The 17,041-nt window shown below is 60.5% G+C and carries 13 protein-coding genes and 1 pseudogene; 12 read left to right on the top strand and 2 right to left on the bottom strand.

Annotation, left to right across the window (positions count from 1 at the left end; genetic code table 11):
* The first annotated feature begins 573 nt into the window (after window positions 1-573).
* From FJ948_RS21290 to FJ948_RS21270, 5 genes are read left to right on the top strand one after another with little or no spacing between them, the layout of a single operon-like run.
* On the top strand, window positions 574-8,031 hold the full coding sequence (locus tag FJ948_RS21290; RefSeq protein WP_140707808.1) for a hypothetical protein: 7,458 nt from the start codon (window positions 574-576) through the stop codon (window positions 8,029-8,031).
* A 12-nt stretch (window positions 8,032-8,043) separates the two neighbouring features.
* Entirely contained in the window at window positions 8,044-8,469 is a 426-nt protein-coding gene (locus tag FJ948_RS21285) for a hypothetical protein (protein WP_140707806.1), read from the top strand.
* 15 nt (window positions 8,470-8,484) lie between these two features.
* Window positions 8,485-8,841: a hypothetical protein gene (locus FJ948_RS21280; protein ID WP_140707804.1), complete on the top strand. Its 357-nt coding sequence runs from the start codon at window positions 8,485-8,487 to the stop codon at window positions 8,839-8,841.
* A gap of 11 nt (window positions 8,842-8,852) precedes the next feature.
* Window positions 8,853-9,818 (top strand): OmpA family protein, encoded by a 966-nt coding sequence (locus FJ948_RS21275; protein WP_224541738.1) that lies wholly within the window; start codon window positions 8,853-8,855, stop codon window positions 9,816-9,818.
* A complete protein-coding gene (locus FJ948_RS21270) occupies window positions 9,815-10,393 on the top strand; it encodes a hypothetical protein (RefSeq protein ID WP_140707800.1) in 579 nt (192 codons plus the stop codon). The genes FJ948_RS21275 and FJ948_RS21270 overlap by 4 nt, the downstream gene beginning before the upstream one ends.
* 287 nt (window positions 10,394-10,680) lie before the next feature.
* Here FJ948_RS21270 and FJ948_RS21265 read toward each other — a convergent pair.
* Both FJ948_RS21265 and FJ948_RS21255 read right to left on the bottom strand, forming a co-directional pair.
* Window positions 10,681-10,994, bottom strand: a pseudogene (locus tag FJ948_RS21265) (DDE-type integrase/transposase/recombinase); the annotation flags it as partial.
* 436 nt (window positions 10,995-11,430) lie between these two features.
* Window positions 11,431-11,718 carry a MarR family transcriptional regulator gene (locus FJ948_RS21255; RefSeq protein ID WP_318012849.1) on the bottom strand — a complete coding sequence of 96 codons (288 nt, stop codon included), beginning with the start codon at window positions 11,716-11,718 and terminating at the stop codon, window positions 11,431-11,433.
* Between the two features lie 153 nt (window positions 11,719-11,871).
* Between FJ948_RS21255 and FJ948_RS21250 the strand changes: the two genes are divergently transcribed.
* From FJ948_RS21250 to FJ948_RS21220, 7 genes are read left to right on the top strand one after another with little or no spacing between them, the layout of a single operon-like run.
* Window positions 11,872-12,408: a hypothetical protein gene (locus FJ948_RS21250; protein WP_140707796.1), complete on the top strand. Its 537-nt coding sequence runs from the start codon at window positions 11,872-11,874 to the stop codon at window positions 12,406-12,408.
* Between the two features lie 3 nt (window positions 12,409-12,411).
* Window positions 12,412-13,086, top strand: a complete 675-nt coding sequence (locus tag FJ948_RS21245; protein ID WP_140707794.1) for a lytic transglycosylase domain-containing protein — start codon at window positions 12,412-12,414, stop codon at window positions 13,084-13,086.
* Between the two features lie 7 nt (window positions 13,087-13,093).
* Window positions 13,094-13,399: a TrbC/VirB2 family protein gene (locus FJ948_RS21240; RefSeq protein WP_140707792.1), complete on the top strand. Its 306-nt coding sequence runs from the start codon at window positions 13,094-13,096 to the stop codon at window positions 13,397-13,399.
* Window positions 13,396-13,734: a type IV secretion system protein VirB3 gene (locus FJ948_RS21235; RefSeq protein ID WP_140707790.1), complete on the top strand. Its 339-nt coding sequence runs from the start codon at window positions 13,396-13,398 to the stop codon at window positions 13,732-13,734. The genes FJ948_RS21240 and FJ948_RS21235 overlap by 4 nt, the downstream gene beginning before the upstream one ends.
* Window positions 13,709-16,108, top strand: a complete 2,400-nt coding sequence (locus FJ948_RS21230) for a VirB4 family type IV secretion system protein (RefSeq protein WP_181173750.1) — start codon at window positions 13,709-13,711, stop codon at window positions 16,106-16,108. Before FJ948_RS21235 ends, FJ948_RS21230 begins: the two co-directional genes overlap by 26 nt.
* On the top strand, window positions 16,108-16,806 hold the full coding sequence (gene virB5, locus FJ948_RS21225) for a P-type DNA transfer protein VirB5 (RefSeq protein ID WP_140707786.1): 699 nt from the start codon (window positions 16,108-16,110) through the stop codon (window positions 16,804-16,806). The genes FJ948_RS21230 and virB5 overlap by 1 nt, the downstream gene beginning before the upstream one ends.
* A complete protein-coding gene (locus tag FJ948_RS21220; protein ID WP_140707784.1) occupies window positions 16,803-17,039 on the top strand; it encodes an EexN family lipoprotein in 237 nt (78 codons plus the stop codon). Before virB5 ends, FJ948_RS21220 begins: the two co-directional genes overlap by 4 nt.
* The last annotated feature ends 2 nt before the right edge of the window (window positions 17,040-17,041 follow it).

Here is a 17,041-nt window from a genome sequence, read left to right as displayed (position 1 = left end):
CGGTGATAGCTCCCACCGGCAGGGTGATAACCATTGGCTGGCGAGCGCCGCGGACTTGAAGGCGTCGAACTATTCGCCCGCGTAAACCGTCGGCAGGCGTGGATGGCCGCGGCGATCAGGTTGCAACGCATTTGCTGCATTCGTGTGGGCACGGTGTCAATGACTGCGGGTGTGCAACGCCGCTACAATCGCGTTGAGGAACAGCCGCGATTGGTGGGATGTCTAAAGCCAGGCCCGCACACGCGGACGCAAGCGTCACCCGGGTGGAATAGGCCACCGAGCTGGTTTGGGCAGCGTGCAATCGGCGTCGGTTCGATCGAGAAGGCTGCCGCTGCATCAAGGACGGCAAAGGCTGAAAACGTCACGCTAAGATTTCATCTCTGACCTCCCCGCTCAAGAGCGGTCCAAGATAATCGCGCGGCATCACCCCTAGGGGTGATCGCGGCACGCGGTCAGTTTGCTATGAAAGCAGCTCGTGCGCTTCTTTTGTTGTTCGCCTGGAGCGACGGCCGGTGGAGGACAGGTCATGGCAATCTTAGCAGTATATCCCGAAAAGATGGGTGGATCTGCTTGATGGGCTGCTATCGTCTTGCTTTCCGCGCGATCCGGCGACAATACGCCAAGGCACTCATGTGGCTCCTGTTCATGCCGCTTGCGCTCTGCATCGGCGGTGGCACGCGAGCAGACGACAATGCCCTGCACATGGGAGACATCGCAGCATCTGGATTTGCCGGAGTAACGCTGCAGACTGCCGGGCTCCCACCGGGTGTGGATCCGGCAACCAAAACCGTGATTGATCCCGACGGCGTCACGTTGCAAATCCTTGACGCAACCCAAATTCAGCAACCGATCAAAGACCAGCAAATCGCACTTCCCGCCCGGAAGACCTTCAAGGCGAAAGAAATTGGCCACGTTTTCGGTTTGGCCTTCGACAATCTGCTACCGGACCTGCGCGGTTCGCCTGGTCTTTATGCGGCTGCAACTTCCGCCTTCGGCCTCCAAATCGTGGGACCCGACAGGGATAATGATGGCAAGCCCGACCGACTGATGACCGGCGCGCCGGGTGCCAGATTTATGGACGGACTCTTTGGCCCCGCAACTGACGGTGGGGGCGGCGCCATCTGGAAGATCGACGCCGCAACCGGAACCCTCAAACTCTACGCGGAAATCGCCACGAATACCGGACAAGGGATTGGCGGCATAGCTTTCGATCCGGTTAGCCGCTCGATCTATGTGTCTGATTTGGACACCGGTCTCATTCACCAATTCGTCGGCAACACGGCCACGGATGTGGCGCAATTCGATCACGGGCTGAAAGGCCGGCCGATGGCTGGGCAAGATGCCATCCCCGATGATGGTAAAACCATCACGCTGGAATCTCCCGATTTCGATTCCAGCAAGCCAGAAACCTGGGGCATGACCCCGGTGGGTCGCCGCATTGAAGCTCTCGCTGTTCATGGCGGCAGGCTTTTCTATGCCACGGCCGGGGATCATAGCATCTGGTCGATCGGCCTCGGGCCAGACGGATCTTTCCATGACGATGCGCGCATCGAATTCGGCGCAGGCGATCCCTCCTCCGATGTGGTGGGCTCCATCGTGTTTGATGGCGAGGGCGCCATCGTTGCCTTCCGCAACGAAGTTTTGAGCAACGGTGATTTTTCGGCATTCGCCAAGCCGGGTGCCAGCCCTGTGCTGCGTTATGTACTTGAGACGCCGGACGACCCGAACACGCCTTCTAAGTGGAATCTGGAAGCTGCCACCTATCCTGTTGGCGAGAACGAGGACCATGTGGACGCCAGCGGCGGCGCAGCCTTGCAATACGCCTACGGGCTCGACGGCACGCTGGACACGGGCACCTGTTCCGGGAGCCTGGTGGTTTCGGGCGACGCATTGGGGCCGCAGAAGAAAATCCATGGCCTCCAGATTGGACCAGAGGACCAATGGGGTACGGCGCCTGATCCTGATTTGAACGCCGGCTTCATCGCAATTGATCCAAATCAAGATGCGGAAGGCATGCGTGGCCATGCTGGCGGCGTTGCAGTTCTCGCGAATTGCGATGCCGGGGGCGGCTTCCCGCCTGTTGCCGACGGAAGTCAGGCAATGCCACCCGAGCAGGGCCAGACCTTCCCGCCTGTGGCGCCGGGCGGCAATGGACAGCCCATGCCCCCGGTCGATAGCGGCGGCAACCAAACGTTTCCGCCCGTGGATCAAACTAACGCACCAGGCACTCTTTCAATTACGAAATCCGCTGCCGTTGCGAAGTGTAATCCCAAGGGCGGCTGCGCATTCAATATCGACGTCAACAACGATGGCGGTGAAGTCGCCGGACCGATCGTCATCAACGAGCTGATTGAGGCCCCCCAAGCCACCCTCACGGGGGAGCCCAATGCGCCTTGGCAATGCACCAACGCGGCGCCGTTTACCTGTACCCATCCTGGCCCTGTTCCCGCCAACGGCAAGCTTTCGATGCGCGTGGTCTTCGCGCCAAACACCGCGCCGGACGTAAAGGAAATCAGGAACTGCGCCGCATTGCCAGGCGCGCTTGCGCCCCAGGTCCCAGTCCAGCAAGGCCAGAACCAGCAGCCGGCTGCGGTGGCGCTGCCACCGCCGGTGGCCAGCAATGCCGGAGGTCTCGCGGTTACGTCGACGCCGACAGGAGAAAGCTGCTCGCCCACCAAGGGTACTTGTGAATTCGCGGTGACCGTCACCAACTCGGGACCCGTACCGGTCACCGGCCCACTTACAATCAATGAAACGCTGGCCGTGGGTAGCCAGAGTCAGGCCAAGAACGACGCCAGTTCAATTCTGAAGCCTGGGGCCATGGTCTGCACGCCGAACGGCCGGGAGCTGAATTGCCAGGAGCCGAATGTGACCCTCGCTCCTGGAGAGAGCCGCGTGGTGAAGGCAAGTTTCAAGGTCGACACGGTCGAGGGTGGTGCCGCACAGTTCGTACAAAACCACGCTGTTGTCAGCTTTGGGCCGCTTGCCGGCGAGGCCAAGGCCGCGGTGGCATTCGAGGACAACAACAAGCTCCCGGAGCCGGCAGCTCCCAATGGTGGGCAGGCCGCGCAAGGCGGCGAGCAAGCCCAACAAGCTTGCGCGTCCATTCCGTTGGATCCCAACGCACCTTTCCAGCACGGTCCGGTGGTCATCTCGAAGAAAGGCCCGGCGAGCTGCCCGCTCGTTGGCCCCTGCACGTTTGAGATCACGCTGACCAACACCACCGACGCGGCGGTGCCGGGTCCCATACCCTTCACCGACACGCTCGATATTCCGGGGGCGAAGCTTTCCGACGCACCGATACCCGCGCCCTTCAGCTGCGCCAAGGGCGGACCGCCCCTCAATTGCTCCCTCGGCAACGGCGCCCAGGGTCTCGGCCCCCATGAGTCGAAAACCCTGCCGCTCACCTTCGATCTCGATCTGCCCGACGGCACCACCAGCTTGAAGAACTGCGCCGTGAAACCCGCGGCGCCAGCCGCGCCAGCGGCACCCCAGAAGAAGGCCATGCTGTCGAAACCTTCCCGAAAAAATCCGCTGATGAGCTATGCCAGCTTCCGCCCGGAGTCTTTCGCCGGCGGAGCCGGCCTGCTGCATCTGATCGCTGATCCAGGCGGCAATATTGGCGGGGTCAATGCGGTCTCAAAGGATTGTACGGTGTGGCGGCCGACAAACGGCAAATCAAGTGGCTTCAATATCCAGCAAAGCGATCATCTGACGGTAGCCTTCGCGCCGCTGAATGTGGATGTAGGAGGCAATGTAACGGGGTCGGCCACCTTCATCGAAGACAAGGGTGCCGTCAGCGGCAACGTCAGCGGCAAGATGTCGGGAAGTACATTTGATATCGACGTTGCCTGGAGCAATGGCTCATCCGGCCACTATCAAGGCGCGATTGACGACGATGGCACGGTGAGCGGCCGCATCAGGGCTCGCGCCACTGACGGCTCTGGCCATGTGCTCGCATTCCAAAATAACGGCATGCCGTGGTTCAAATGCACGAGCAGCAAGTTCTGCGAGGCCTATGCGGACGAGGCGGTTCGTTCGATGACGAACCTGGGTCACGAAGGCTGTCAGCCTACGGGGCCTGCGCAACGGTGGACGCTGGATCGGCAAAAACACATCGATTTCTGCATGGCACAGGCCAGCGCCGCCAATCCTACGCTCGATGCGGAAAAGCAGGCGCGTTCGGACCTTCTGGCACAATGCAAGGCCAACAGTCAGAAGGCAGCAGACGACAAGGCGAAATTGAACGACGCCCTGTGCAACGATTTTGCCCAGGAAAAAGTCGCCACCTTCGGCATGATCAGTCAAATGGACTGCGCCGCCAAAGCCGGCATCCCTGCGGTGCTTGACGCTGCCGCGATCAAGCAGGAGTGCATGGCCAAACCGCCCGGTTCCCAAGACGAGTTGGGCAAGCTCAAGGAGCCGATGCGCGCCATCGTTGCAGCCTGCTTCGCCGAAGTGAAGGCGAAGGGCGGCGTTCTGCCGCCTGAAGTTGGCGGCGGCGCAGCTTTAGATCCAGGTGCGGACGCGGCGGCTGGCGATCCGGCCCCCGAGCAATGCGCGATGGTGGACATCGTGCAGCCGGACCAGCAGGCTGCCCAGCCGGATGCACAGGTACCTCCGCCAGTTGACCAGGTCCCACCACCCGTTGAAGCGGCCAACGCCAATGGCCCACCGCAAGACCAGGGCAACGGCCTGACCGTTCAGAAATCGGCCGGCGCGGCAGACTGCACGGCCGGACGGCTCTGTGTGTTCAACATCCAGGTCACGAGCAAGACACCAAACCAGCCTGGCCCCGTCGTGGTCAAGGATGTTCCAGACAATCTGGCGGGTCTCAATTTGCCGGTCGACAAACCCTTCGTGGCTGCTCCGCCATCCTGGGTTTGCACCAACGGCGACATCATCACCTGCACCAATCCTGGGCCGGTGCCGCCTGAAGGGCTGACGTTGCAACTGAGCTTCGCGCCGGGGGCCAAGGCCACCGCCAAAACGTTCCAGAACTGCGCCTCGATCGACACAAAGCCAGGCCCAAACGATGGCAACCTGGCGCCTGAACCGTCCTGCGCCGAGGTCACGCTCAATCCAGCGGTTGCACCTGCGCCGGCAAACGGACCCAAGCTGGCGCTTAAAAAGATAGCCGATGATTGCAAGCTCAACGACGACAAGAACCGGTTTGAATGCAACTTCAGCATCACGATCACGAACGCGGGCGACGCCCCGTTCAAAGGTCCGATTACCATCAACGAAGCTATGCCAGGCCTCGATGGCTTGGGAGCGGGGGTCACCACTGTTCCGCCTTGGACTTGCATAGGACCCGATCCCCTGAATCCCGTGGCCAACAGTTGCAACAACCGTGATGCCAGCATCGATGCGCAGGCCAGCATCAGCCTGCCATTGGCGGTCACCATTCCACGGGATGCCAAGGGCCTGCCCTGCCAACTCGACAATACTGCAACGCTGGAAGGAGGCGATCCTGCCCAGGCGCCTGCCAAGGCAACGGCGACGATGCAGGGGGTGATCCCTGATCCTGCCAATCAGGGCAAGTGCAAGCTGCCCGCTCGCCCCAATCTCGTGGTCGAGAAGACGGTTGCGACCGCGGGCGGCGGGAAGCCGATGAGCTGCACGGTTGAAGGCAAGTGCAGTTTCAACATCCATGTCAAGAATGTCGGCGACGCCCCCTTCACCGGCCCGATCAGCTTGACGGATGTCGTCCAGGAGCGCTTGCCGCAAAACATGGAATTTGTGCCAAGCCAAAGCCCGGGCTGGTCTTGCACCGGCGTAAATAATTCAACCTCGCTGAAGTGCGATCACCCGGTGGTCACAATCAAGGAGGCAGGGCGCTTGGCCGACTCCTTGAGGATCGATGTGACACCGGGTGCCGCGACCTGGAAAAAGAACAATACGCTTACCAATTGCGCCGCGCTGGCCATTCCGGCCGGCGCCAAGGGACTGGGCAACGATCCCGGCACCAATGCGGGCGATGATAAAGCTTGCGCCAGCGTCAAGCTCGATCCGTTTTCCGTGAAAGTCACCAAGACCGGGGATCAATCCTGCGTGGTGGGATCGGACTGCCACTTCCAGATTAGGTTGTTCAACCCCGGCCCCATCGACCACAATGCACCGGTGACGATTTCGGACAAGCTCACCGGCCTTGCTTCGGCACCAATCGTCTCCATAAATCCCCCGCTGCCCTGCGCCGCTCAGCCGACCCAGATTCCGTTCAGCTGCACCTCGCCGGGTCCGGTCCGGCTTGATCTGGATGCCACAGATGGCAGCGAGTTTGGCCCCAGGACATTCGACATGATTGTGCGCCTGCCGGCCGACGCTGCTCAGGGGTCGTTCTCAAATTGCGCCGATGTAACAGACGGCACCGCCAATGCGTCGACCGGCCAATCCTGCGTTTCGGTGCAGGCCAAGCCAGCCCCGCCCGCGACGACGGCCGATTTGGTCATCGCCAAGACTGCCGGCGCGCAAACATGCGGCGAGGCGAAGCCATGCGACTTCAAGATCATCGTGACCAACAAATCCGCCCAAGCCTACCCTGGCGGCATTTCGATCTTTGACCTGATGGCGGCCGACGCTGCGCCGATGACGCAATACAAATTCGCCGGTCCGCCGGCAGCGCCATGGGTCTGCATCGGTTCAGCAGCGCCGGGCATGCAGTGCAACCATCCGGGCCCTCTGGGTGCAGGCGCATCCGTGGCCTTGCTGCTGTCGCTGCAGCCGTTGCCGGGTTCACTCGGGGACGCGAGGTTCGTAAACAACTGCGCGAATATTGAGGGGCAGCAGGCGGCAGCCAAATCCTGCGCGCAAATCGCCGTGGAGAAGCCGGCACCTTCCGCGCAGTGCAGGAACGGCATGACAATGACCGACGGCATTTGCGCTTGCCCCGCAAATACCAAATGGAATGGCCTGCAATGCGTCGGGCAAGGAATCGGTGGCGCGACCCCAAGCATCTCCAATGACACCCCTGCACCGATCGCGACGACACAGCCGGCAGAATGCAAATTCGGCATGACGCTGAACAGCAATGGCTTTTGCGCCTGCCCTGCGGGATCCAAATGGAATGGCGCAAGCTGCGCTGCCGGTCCCACGGGAACGCCCGGCGGCGGGGCCGGTTTAAGCAGGCCCATCGGCTCCGCGCCGGCGCCTGCGGCACAGGTAAAAGCCTGCCCGGCAGACCGGCCGGTGGGCGCTTATCCCGATTGCTGCCCTTCAGGTTCAGTATTTCGCAACGGTATCTGCAGGCGTGCTGTGGTCCTTCCCGCTTTGTGCAAGCAGGGCAAGGTGCACGATCGGTCCACCGGCAAATGCGTAAGCTGTCCGAAAGGCACGACGGCGCAAGGGGACTCCTGCGTCAGGCGTGCTCCGCCGCCGCAAGTGTGTCCGTCCGACCGGCCACTTGGCAACTATCCGAATTGCTGCCCGGTTGAACTTCCCCCTGATCGCCATGGGCGCTGCCGCCGCGTGCGCCAAACGCAGGAATGCGGCAGCAATCAATTCTTCGATCCCAATACGGGCCTGTGTGTGAGGCGTCCCTCTCAGCCGGCCGCCTGCCCGGCCGGCAGGCCGGTGGGGGCCTATCCCAATTGCTGCCCGACGGGAACGCACTTCGTTGGCCGCCGCTGCGTGCGCGATGAGCAAGAACAACAGCAGCAGCCCCGGCAGATCACATGCCCGGATGGAAGAGTGGTGACGAGCTACGCCATGTGCCGCATTGGCCGGCATACTCAACCACAACCGCAGGGACCGCGGCAGATCACGTGCCCGGATGGAAGAGTGGTGACAAGCTACGCCATGTGCCGCATTGGTCGCCACACCCAGCCGCAGGTGCATGATTGCCCGCCTGGATACAAGGTGCTCACGAAGCCGAACAAATACGGCGCCTTTTGCGAGATCATCCCGGTCACGCCGTCGCCAGCTCCACCGCCACCGCCACCGCCACCCCCTGCGCAGCCAAGGTGTGGGCCCGGCAAGCGCTTTGACCCACAGGCCGGGCCCAATGGCAGTTGCGTCCTCAACGTTGGCTGAGGCGAATCCACGATGAAAGTGCTCGCAGGGTTCTTGGTTTCGACTGTTCTTCTCCTGTTTGCCGGAGAAGGTCTTCAGGCGATGCCGCTGTCCCACGCCTCGTGTGCACATGCCGTGTGCAAAGCCCCCTTCATCGAAGGGGTCTCCCACAAGCATCATCACCGCAAGAAGCAGATCTATCCGAGTGGCGAACAATGGCAGTGCGCGGATGGTGAGATGCCCGATGGCAACGGCAACTGCCTGCCTGTTGCCGGCAGGCGGAACAAGACGCAGCAGCAGGCTCTCCCTCCAGTGGAGCAGTGCCCGGCAGGCCAGAACCTGAACCCGGGCACCGGCAATTGCTTCTCATGCTCCCACAACGACCATTTCGAAAATGGCCGTTGCGTGCCCTGCCAGCAAGGCTTCCATGTGAGCGGAGAGAGCTGTGTTGCCAATTGAAACGTGGAGGGTCAAATGTCAGACAACGCATCCATAGTGAGTGCAATTGCCGGTATCGCGATTGCAATGACGAGCACGCAGGCGCTGGCAAGTTGCAAGCAGGGGTTCTGCGTCAGCGGCCGTGATGAAGGATCCGTGCATATCGTAGAGTTCAGCACCACCTATACGAATGTCGATCATTTCAATGTATCGTCCGAGCGCATTGTCGGCGGGCAAATCGAACTCGGCAAGAACGAGACGCGCTTCCAAGTGTATATTCCCAGAGGTAAGCCGCCTACATTCAGCTATGCGATCCAGGCCTGCGCCTACGGCGGATTTCCGCCGCGGTCCAACTGCAAGCCTTGGGTTACCTTCACTCATACCGTGAAATGATAGAGGACGGGATGAGGATTATCCTGGCGACGATGGTTGTCCTTTCACTCTACCTTCCGGCGCATGCCGACGATGCGCAAGGCTGCAAGGACGCAGCACTTCTAGGGCGCTATCAGGGCGCCTCGATTGCCTGGTGCCGGTTCAAGGATTTTGATGAGCTGCAATTCATAGACGCACCGCATGACTATGGTGCATTGCTGGACCGCAATGCAGTGCAGGATCATTCGGGCGTCGAATGGCTTAAAAAACAGGGCCGGTCCAGCGAAGTTCGTTATGATCTGGCACCCGGCAGTTCGACGCTCGAGGTTGCGACAAACTACGAGGCGGCGCTCAAGTCGAAAGGGTTCTCGATCACCTTTTCCTGCACGGATCAGGAGTGCCTCACCGGCAGTGTGCGCGACACCTATGTTCTGGGCGAGCAACTGGATCCGGGCAACGTCGTCTCCACATCTTATGCCGATCATGCGCGTTATTTGCTGGCGGAGCTGAGCAGGCCGGAAGGCGACATCTATGCCAGCGTGCTTGTGGGCGATGATCAGGACAGATCCACAGCCTTCATACGCATCCTCGAGGAAAAGCCGATGGATGGCGGCAAGGTCGAGTCGCCCAAGGATCTCTCGGCCACATTGCAGCAGCAGGGCAGCGTCAATGTCTATGGCATACTCTTTGATTTTGACAAGGATGTGGTGAAATCGGAATCAAAACCGGCCCTTGACGAAATCGCCAAGGCGTTGAGTTCAAACCCCTCAATGCGCCTCAAGATCATTGGGCATACCGACAACCACGGCACAGCCGATTACAATTTGGATCTTTCAAGCCGGCGAGCGGCCAATGTCTCAGCGGCCCTGGTGGGAGGATATGGCATTGATCCCTCGCGTCTGAGCTATGAGGGTGCAGGCCTTACAAAACCCATCGCCTCCAACGATTCCGACGACGGCCGGGCCAAGAATCGCCGGGTCGAGCTGGTGGTGCAATGATCCACGGTTTCAAAACACTCATCGTCACAACGGTGGTGGTGGAATCGCTGGCGTCGGCCCAGGCCGCGACCGTCGTAAAATGTGAAACCGAAGACACCTTCATCGAAGGCTGGAAAAGTCCTATCACGCTAACCTACACTGGTGGCGACACCGGCGAACTCTCAGTCACATCTGACCACGTGAATTTCACCGTTCCCGCGCATCTGACCAAGGATCAGACTGATCTGCAGGGCACGAAAGTGGAACGGATCACGATGCTGGGCACAGCTCAGACCACCTCCAATATGCCGGAACCCGCCGCATTGAATACATGCATTGCAGGTGAGCTCAAACCGCAGCAGCAGACCGATACCGATGCTCAGGCCAACGCGTTTCTGAAGTGCGCCGGCAAAGTCCCATCGGTTCAAGTGCCGGTTACGGCGCATGCGATGATCATGCTGTTGCCGATCGACGATCCAGGAAAGCTTGAACCGATTGTGCAAACCAGCCGCCAGTACCTAGGCGTGAAATCTCCCTGGGGTGGAGACATATTGCTGGAAACTATCCCGGGTGGAGACTGCAAACTCAGCGAATGACGACCAATCGCAATGGCTGGCCGCGAACACTACCTTGACGCGCATTCCCGTATACCTTGTCGAGGACGGCGTCGGCCATTTACGGGCGTGACGCCCGTTGCCGTTGGCAACGGGTGAATGAAGACCAGCTTGTGTGTCGGCGCACGGTGCGCCTAGGCCGCCGAATAGGGGCTCTTGGCTGACCTTGCCCCAATTTCTATCCAGTTTTGAGTTCGTTTCCGGCGTAGGTTGTGCCCTGCTGGGTGGATGAAGCGACGGGCGCTGGCGCGGAGCCTTTGGCATAGCGCAGAGGTGAACTCGCTGCCATTGTCGCTGACGATCATCCGCGGCCGGCCGCGCTCGGTGATAAGCCGGTCCAATTCGTGGGCAACCCGCATGCCCGAGAGAGACGTATCAACGATGAGTGCTAGGCACTCTCTCGTCGTCGACGACGGCCAGGATGCGGAAGCGGCGCCCGTCGGTGAGCTGGTCCGATACGAAGTCGAGCGACCATCGCTCGTCGGGTCCCGATCGCCCGCTTGCGGCCGCCACGGCGGCGAACGGCGAGCTTCTCCTCCCGATAGAGCCGGAACAGCTTCTTGTGGTTCACGACCAAGCCCTCCACCCCGGCCTCGTGTTCCTTCAAAATTCCGATGATCTGCTCTTCAGAGAAGCGGCTACGTTTCATGTCCTGGTCCTCTCGATGGGCCAGAACGAACTTCAAACCGGATTAGGTCAGAGGGGCAAGGTCACGGCGAACAGCCGAACACCTTTATCTATCATCGCAATCTTGGCCGTTTGAGTCCCATGGCCGCAGCCGCGCTCTTTGCCAATTGCAAAGCCTCGATGCGCGCCTCGGCGGCCAACGTTCGATAGCCCACGTAGCGTCGCACGACGCTGTGCAGCCAAGCCCTCAGGCCTAACCCGTCGCACACCGGCTAGTCTTCACGGAGTCGCTGCGCCAAAGTATGCTTGCGCCGTTTGGCGCAAGCATACTGGACGTTTTTTCCCATGTGACGCAAGAGTTTTCGTGTCTTCAGCACACTGGATTGGCCTGATCAGGCGCCGTAGACGCCTTGAAGCTTCTCGAAAATTTCCGGCGCGATCTCATACTGCCGGGCCTTGCCACGGCCGATGGACGTCCGTCCCCAAGACTCCTTCAGGAGCCCGCGCACGACCAGCGGGTCAATTACTTCCTGAGCCGCTTTCCTAGTCATTCCAGTCACTTCGGTGACATTGCTTATGGTCAAGGCGGTGTCCGCTTTTTGCAGCGTGTACAGGAGATTTATCATGCCCAGCTGGCGTAGACGCGAATTGGGCGTCTCGTCCGGCAGGAGCTTTGACATGATCTCGTGCGTAGCCAAGGTCGCAAATACCGTGTTGTGCCAGCGCTGGTTTAATGGGCTTGGCATCTTCTTAACTATGCGTTATCGTGCAGTATGACAAGGTGGTGAAGCCTCCGGGCTGGCGGGCTAGTGAAGAGACAAACGGGGAGTAGCATGAAAGATGCAGTCATTCAGGCGCTTTCCGCCGTTTTACTCTGCGTCCCAATATACACTTTTTCGAGCTCTATGGCGCGTAGCGATGACTGGGGATGTCAGGTTCTCCTATGCCTCTCGAATCCCGGCGGCGCCACAGAGTACGGTGAATGTCGTCCGCCAATCGAGCGGTTGTGGAAACATTTGGCGCGAGGGCGATCCTTTCCGATTTGCCGCGGCGCCGGCTTCACTGCGACGAAGCCGCGTTACGAACCGTATTACTGCGATGCCGGATTCCGCCTCGTCACCAGATCGAGTGATCGCGGCCGCAGCGAAATGGGTTGCGTTTCCACCGAACTCCAGACGGTCAGCGCGGATCTGTGCAGGAACAATGACAATGGCGGCCGTTCTGGCACCCTTGGATCCGCTCGTTGGGATCTATCCGACGGGAAACGCGTCTGCAAGGCCTACGTGAAGGAACGGCCGCATGTCCGCGAACAACCCCGCTATATCGACCTGACGATCGACGGCGCAGGCCAGCAGCGTGTGTGGTTCTAGCTCATGCCGGTAGCGTTCCTCGATCTCGCCCAGCAATGCGCCCCGCAAATCGCCAGGGAAACAATAGCCGCCGTCGTAAGCGTCGAGAGCGGCTTCCAACCCTTCGCCATCCGCATCAATTCCGATCGTCCGCTCGCCAAGCAGCCGAAGACCAGAGCCGAGGCGATTGAGACGGCAACGGTCCTGATCGCCGAGAGGCACAATATCGATCTTGGCCTTGGCGGCATAAATTCGGGCAATCTCGGCCGGCTCGGATTGTCCGTCAGCGACGCGTTCGACTTCTGCCTCAACCTCAAGGCCAGCGCCATACTCCTTGACGGCTATTACCGTGTTGCCCTGCAGCGCGGTGCGACGACCGCGCAGGCTGAGACGATCATGCTGCGGAGCTATTTTGGCAATGGCGACGCGTCGGTCGGCGAGATGGTCGGCTACGAGAGCCGCATCCTGGCCGAGCGCGCGCGACTGTCTGGCCGTCTCGAAAGTATCGAGATCGCGGAAGCGCAGGCGCAGGCGTTACCGGCACGCGAGCGGGCAGGGGAGGCGACGGTCGCCGCACCCGACAGCAGCCCGAGTAAAAGGGATCAGCAGCCATCCCAGACCTCAGTGCCGCGATGGGACGTTTTCAATCCGGGGCGGCAGTCCTCCGTCCTCGTCTTTTCCAACGAGCAAAAGGAGTGATGAACATATGGCCCTATTGGCGCGCATCAGGCCTCTCGCGACAATCGCGACAATGGCAACTGTGTTTTCGCTGGCCCTGATCGAGCCGAGCTTCGCCCAGGCGGGTGGTATCGAAAGCGTCCTGCAGAACATCGTCAATATGCTGACCGGCAATGTGGCGCGGCTGCTGTCGATCATTGCCGTGATCATCGTCGGCATCGCCTGGATGTTCGGCTACCTAGACCTGCGCAAGGCGGCGTTCTGTGTGCTGGGCATCGGCATCATCTTTGGTGCAACCGAAATCGTCAACACGATCTCCGGTGGCGGCTCATGAGCGAGAAGACCAACCTTGAGGAAGACACGTTGTTCCTGGCGTGTACGAGGCCAGCAATGATCGGCGGCGTCACGATGGAGGCTATGGGGGTCAATATGATCTCCACAACCATTCTCTTCATCGTCGCCGGTTCAGTCGCCTATGCCTTGGTGGGCGTCGTTGTCCATTTCATCTTCAAGGCGGTCGTCAAGCACGATCACAACATGTTCCGCGTGCTTCTCAACTGGATCGATACCCGAGGCAGGGCGCGCAATACCGGGCTGTGGGGTGGATCGAGCCTCACCCCGATGAAGCTCGTCCGGCGCTATGATGAAAGGGATCTCGGCTTTGCCTAGTACCGCGATCGTCAAGAGCCGTGAGCTCGAACCAGAGACCTTCATTCCCTATCTCCGCCACGTCGATGAACGGATCATCGCGCTCGATTCGCGTGCCCTGATCGTGATCATTGCTCTCGAAGGCGTATCTTTCGAGACGGCCGACACACTCGACCTCAACGCGCTGCATCGCGACCTGAACACGCTCTATCGCAATATCGCCGATGAACGGCTGGCGCTGTGGACACATGTCATCCGCCGCCGCGACAACGAATATCCAGACGGCGAATTCACCAATACCTTCTCGCGGACGTTGAACGAAAAATACCGAGCCAGGATGATTGGCGAGGATCTGTTTCGCAACGACCTCTATCTCAGCCTTGTCTGGCATCCAGGGCGCGATGCGGCGGAACGCGTGGTGGCGTTCCTGTCGAAGTTGCGCAAGGCGCGGCGGCGGGGGGTCGAACTCGACGAGGCCGCGGTCAAGCATCTCGATGATGCGATCGTCGACGTCACAGCCGGCTTGAAACGGTTTGGCCCACGGGTGTTGTCGTTGCAGGAGCGCGACGGGCTGATCTTCTCAGAACCGAGCGAAGTCCTTCACCAGCTGGTGGGAGGGCGTCGCGAGTCCATTCCGTTGACCGAGGGCCGGATTTCATCGGCCGTCTATTCCGATCGCGTGATCGTCGGACGTGAGACGGTCGAAATCCGGCATGAGGGCTCGAGCCGTTATGCCGGCATGTTCGGCTTCAAGGAATATCCAGCCCGCACCCGGCCGGGCATGTTCGATGGCCTGCTGACCGTTCCGTACGAACTGATCCTCACCCAGAGCTTTTCCTTCCTGTCGAAGTCCGACGCCAAAACAGTGATGGGCCGCAAGCAGAACCAGATGGTCAGCGCCGGCGACAAGGCCGGGTCGCAGCTTGAGGAACTCGATGATGCGCTGGACGATCTGGAATCGAACCGCTTCGTGTTGGGCGACCATCACCTGACACTGACGGTCTTCGCCGGATCGGTGAAGGAACTCACAGACAATCTCGCGAAGAGCCGGACGCATCTGACCAATGGCGGTGCTGTCGTGGCTCGCGAGGATCTCGGGTTGGAGGCCGCCTGGTGGGCGCAGTTGCCGGGCAACTTCCGCTATCGCGTACGGTCCGGCGCCATAACTTCGAAGAACTTCGCCGCCTTTTCTCCATTTCATTCCTATCCGACCGGACAGCGCGACGGCAATGAATGGGGTCCTGCGGTCGCCATGCTGAAGACCGCATCGGGTTCGCCTCTCTATTTCAATCTGCACTATGGCGATCTCGGCAATACATTCATCGGCGGGCCCTCCGGATCCGGCAAGACCGTCCTGCTCAACTTCCTGCTCTCGCAGGGGGAAAAGTTCGACGCGCAAATCGTCTTCTTCGACAAGGATCGTGGCGCCGACCTATTCGTGCGCGCCGCCGGCGGAACCTACCTGCCGCTGAAGAATGGTCGTCCGACAGGTTGCGCGCCTTTGAAGGGAATGGAACTGACGCCGGAGAACAAGGTGTTCCTGGCGCAGTGGGTGGCGAAGCTGGTGGGCTCGAAAACCCGCGAGCTATCCGTCTCGGAAGTTCGCGACATCGCCAATGCCATCGACGGACTCGCGGACCTGCCAGTCGAACGGCGCACGATCGGGGCACTGCGCACATTTCTCAACAACACCGATCCGGAAGGCATTGCAGCTCGGCTGCGCCGCTGGGAGAGGGGAGGGCCGCTTGGCTGGGTGTTCGATCACGTCATCGAGGATATTGGGCTCGGTGAATTTGGTGTGGGCCGCAAGTTCGTCGGCTATGACATGACCGACTTTCTCGACAATGAGGAAATCCGAACGCCGCTGATGGCTTATCTCTTCCACCGGGTCGAGCAGCTGATCGACGGTCGTCGCATCATCATCGTCATCGATGAGTTCTGGAAGGCGCTTGCTGACGAGGGTTTTCGCGATCTGGCCCAAAACAAGCTCAAGACCATCCGAAAGCAGAACGGACTTATGCTGTTTGCCACGCAGAGCCCGCGCGACGCGTTCAATTCGCCGATCGCGCACACCATCATCGAGCAGTGCCCGACGCAGGTGTTCATGCCGAACTCCCGCGGCAGCCGCACCGACTATGTCGACGGCTTCAAGCTGACCGAGCGCGAATATGAGCTGATCGCGCGCGAGCTCTCCAACGAGAGCCGCCGCTTCGTCGTCAAGCAAGGCCACAACAGCATCGTCGCCGAACTCAATCTCGGCGGTTTCGACGATGAACTTGCCGTTCTTTCGGGCCGCACCGGCAATGTCGAGCTTGCCGACACGATCCGGGCCCAGACCGGGGACGATCCGGACGCCTGGCTTCCTCTCTTCCAGCAGCAAAGGAGTGCAGGCTGATGCGTATGCGCAATTCCGTGATGGCCGCCGTCGCCATACTTGCCGTGTCCGCTGGAGCCGCCGGCGCGCAAGGGATTCCGGTAATCGACAAAACGGCGATCCTGCAATGGGCGAGCCAGCTCGAAGCCATGAAGGAGCAGTTCGACGCGCTCAATAAGCAGATCGCGCAAGCAGAACAGCTTCATGAATCGCTGAACAAGCTCACCAAAATGGCCGATGTCGCCTCGCTGTTGAACCAGCCGGAAATCCGAAAGGCCTTGCCGCAGGGCTTTGCTGCCATCGAAGGCCTGCTCAACGGAAACGGCTCGGGCGTGTTTGGCGACTCCGCCTCGAAATTTCTCGAAGGCAATTCCACCTATCAAACCTCGGCCAACGACTTCTACGCCCGGGAACTTGCCCGCATCCAGCACCGCAATGCCGGTCAGATGAGCCTTGGCCAGCAGATTTACGATGCCGCCACCAAGCGGATCGACGGGATCGATCAGTTGCGGCAGCAAATATCCTCGGCCGGCGACGCAAAGGACATCGCTGATCTTCAGGCCCGCATCCAGGCGGAAAGCGCCTTCTTGCAGACCGATCTCCTGCGCATGCAGGGGCTTCAAATGGTGCAGCAGGCGCAGGCCCAGGTCGAGGAGCAGCGAAAGGCCGAAGACTGGCGAAAACGCATCGACACCATGAACTCGGCGCTCGCGCAATGAAGCACGCCGCTGCCCTTGTCATGACGGCGTTGCTCGCGGCGTGTTCCGAACCACCGCCGGCAACGGTCATCACCGTCAGCGGGTTCCTCGCCGACGAGAGCCTGCGCACTGACCATATCGGAGAATGCCGTGAGAACCCCGGAGAGCTGAGACAGACGCTCAATTGCCGAAACGCTGAAGAGGCGGAGGGCAAAGCCCGGCTGGAACGCATGAACAAGGCGCTGGGAGGATAGCG

This window comes from Mesorhizobium sp. B2-3-12, assembly GCF_006442205.1.
Lineage (GTDB): Bacteria > Pseudomonadota > Alphaproteobacteria > Rhizobiales > Rhizobiaceae > Mesorhizobium.
The sequence above is the reverse complement of the archived record's forward strand: the minus strand, read 5'-3'. Positions and strand labels throughout refer to the sequence as shown.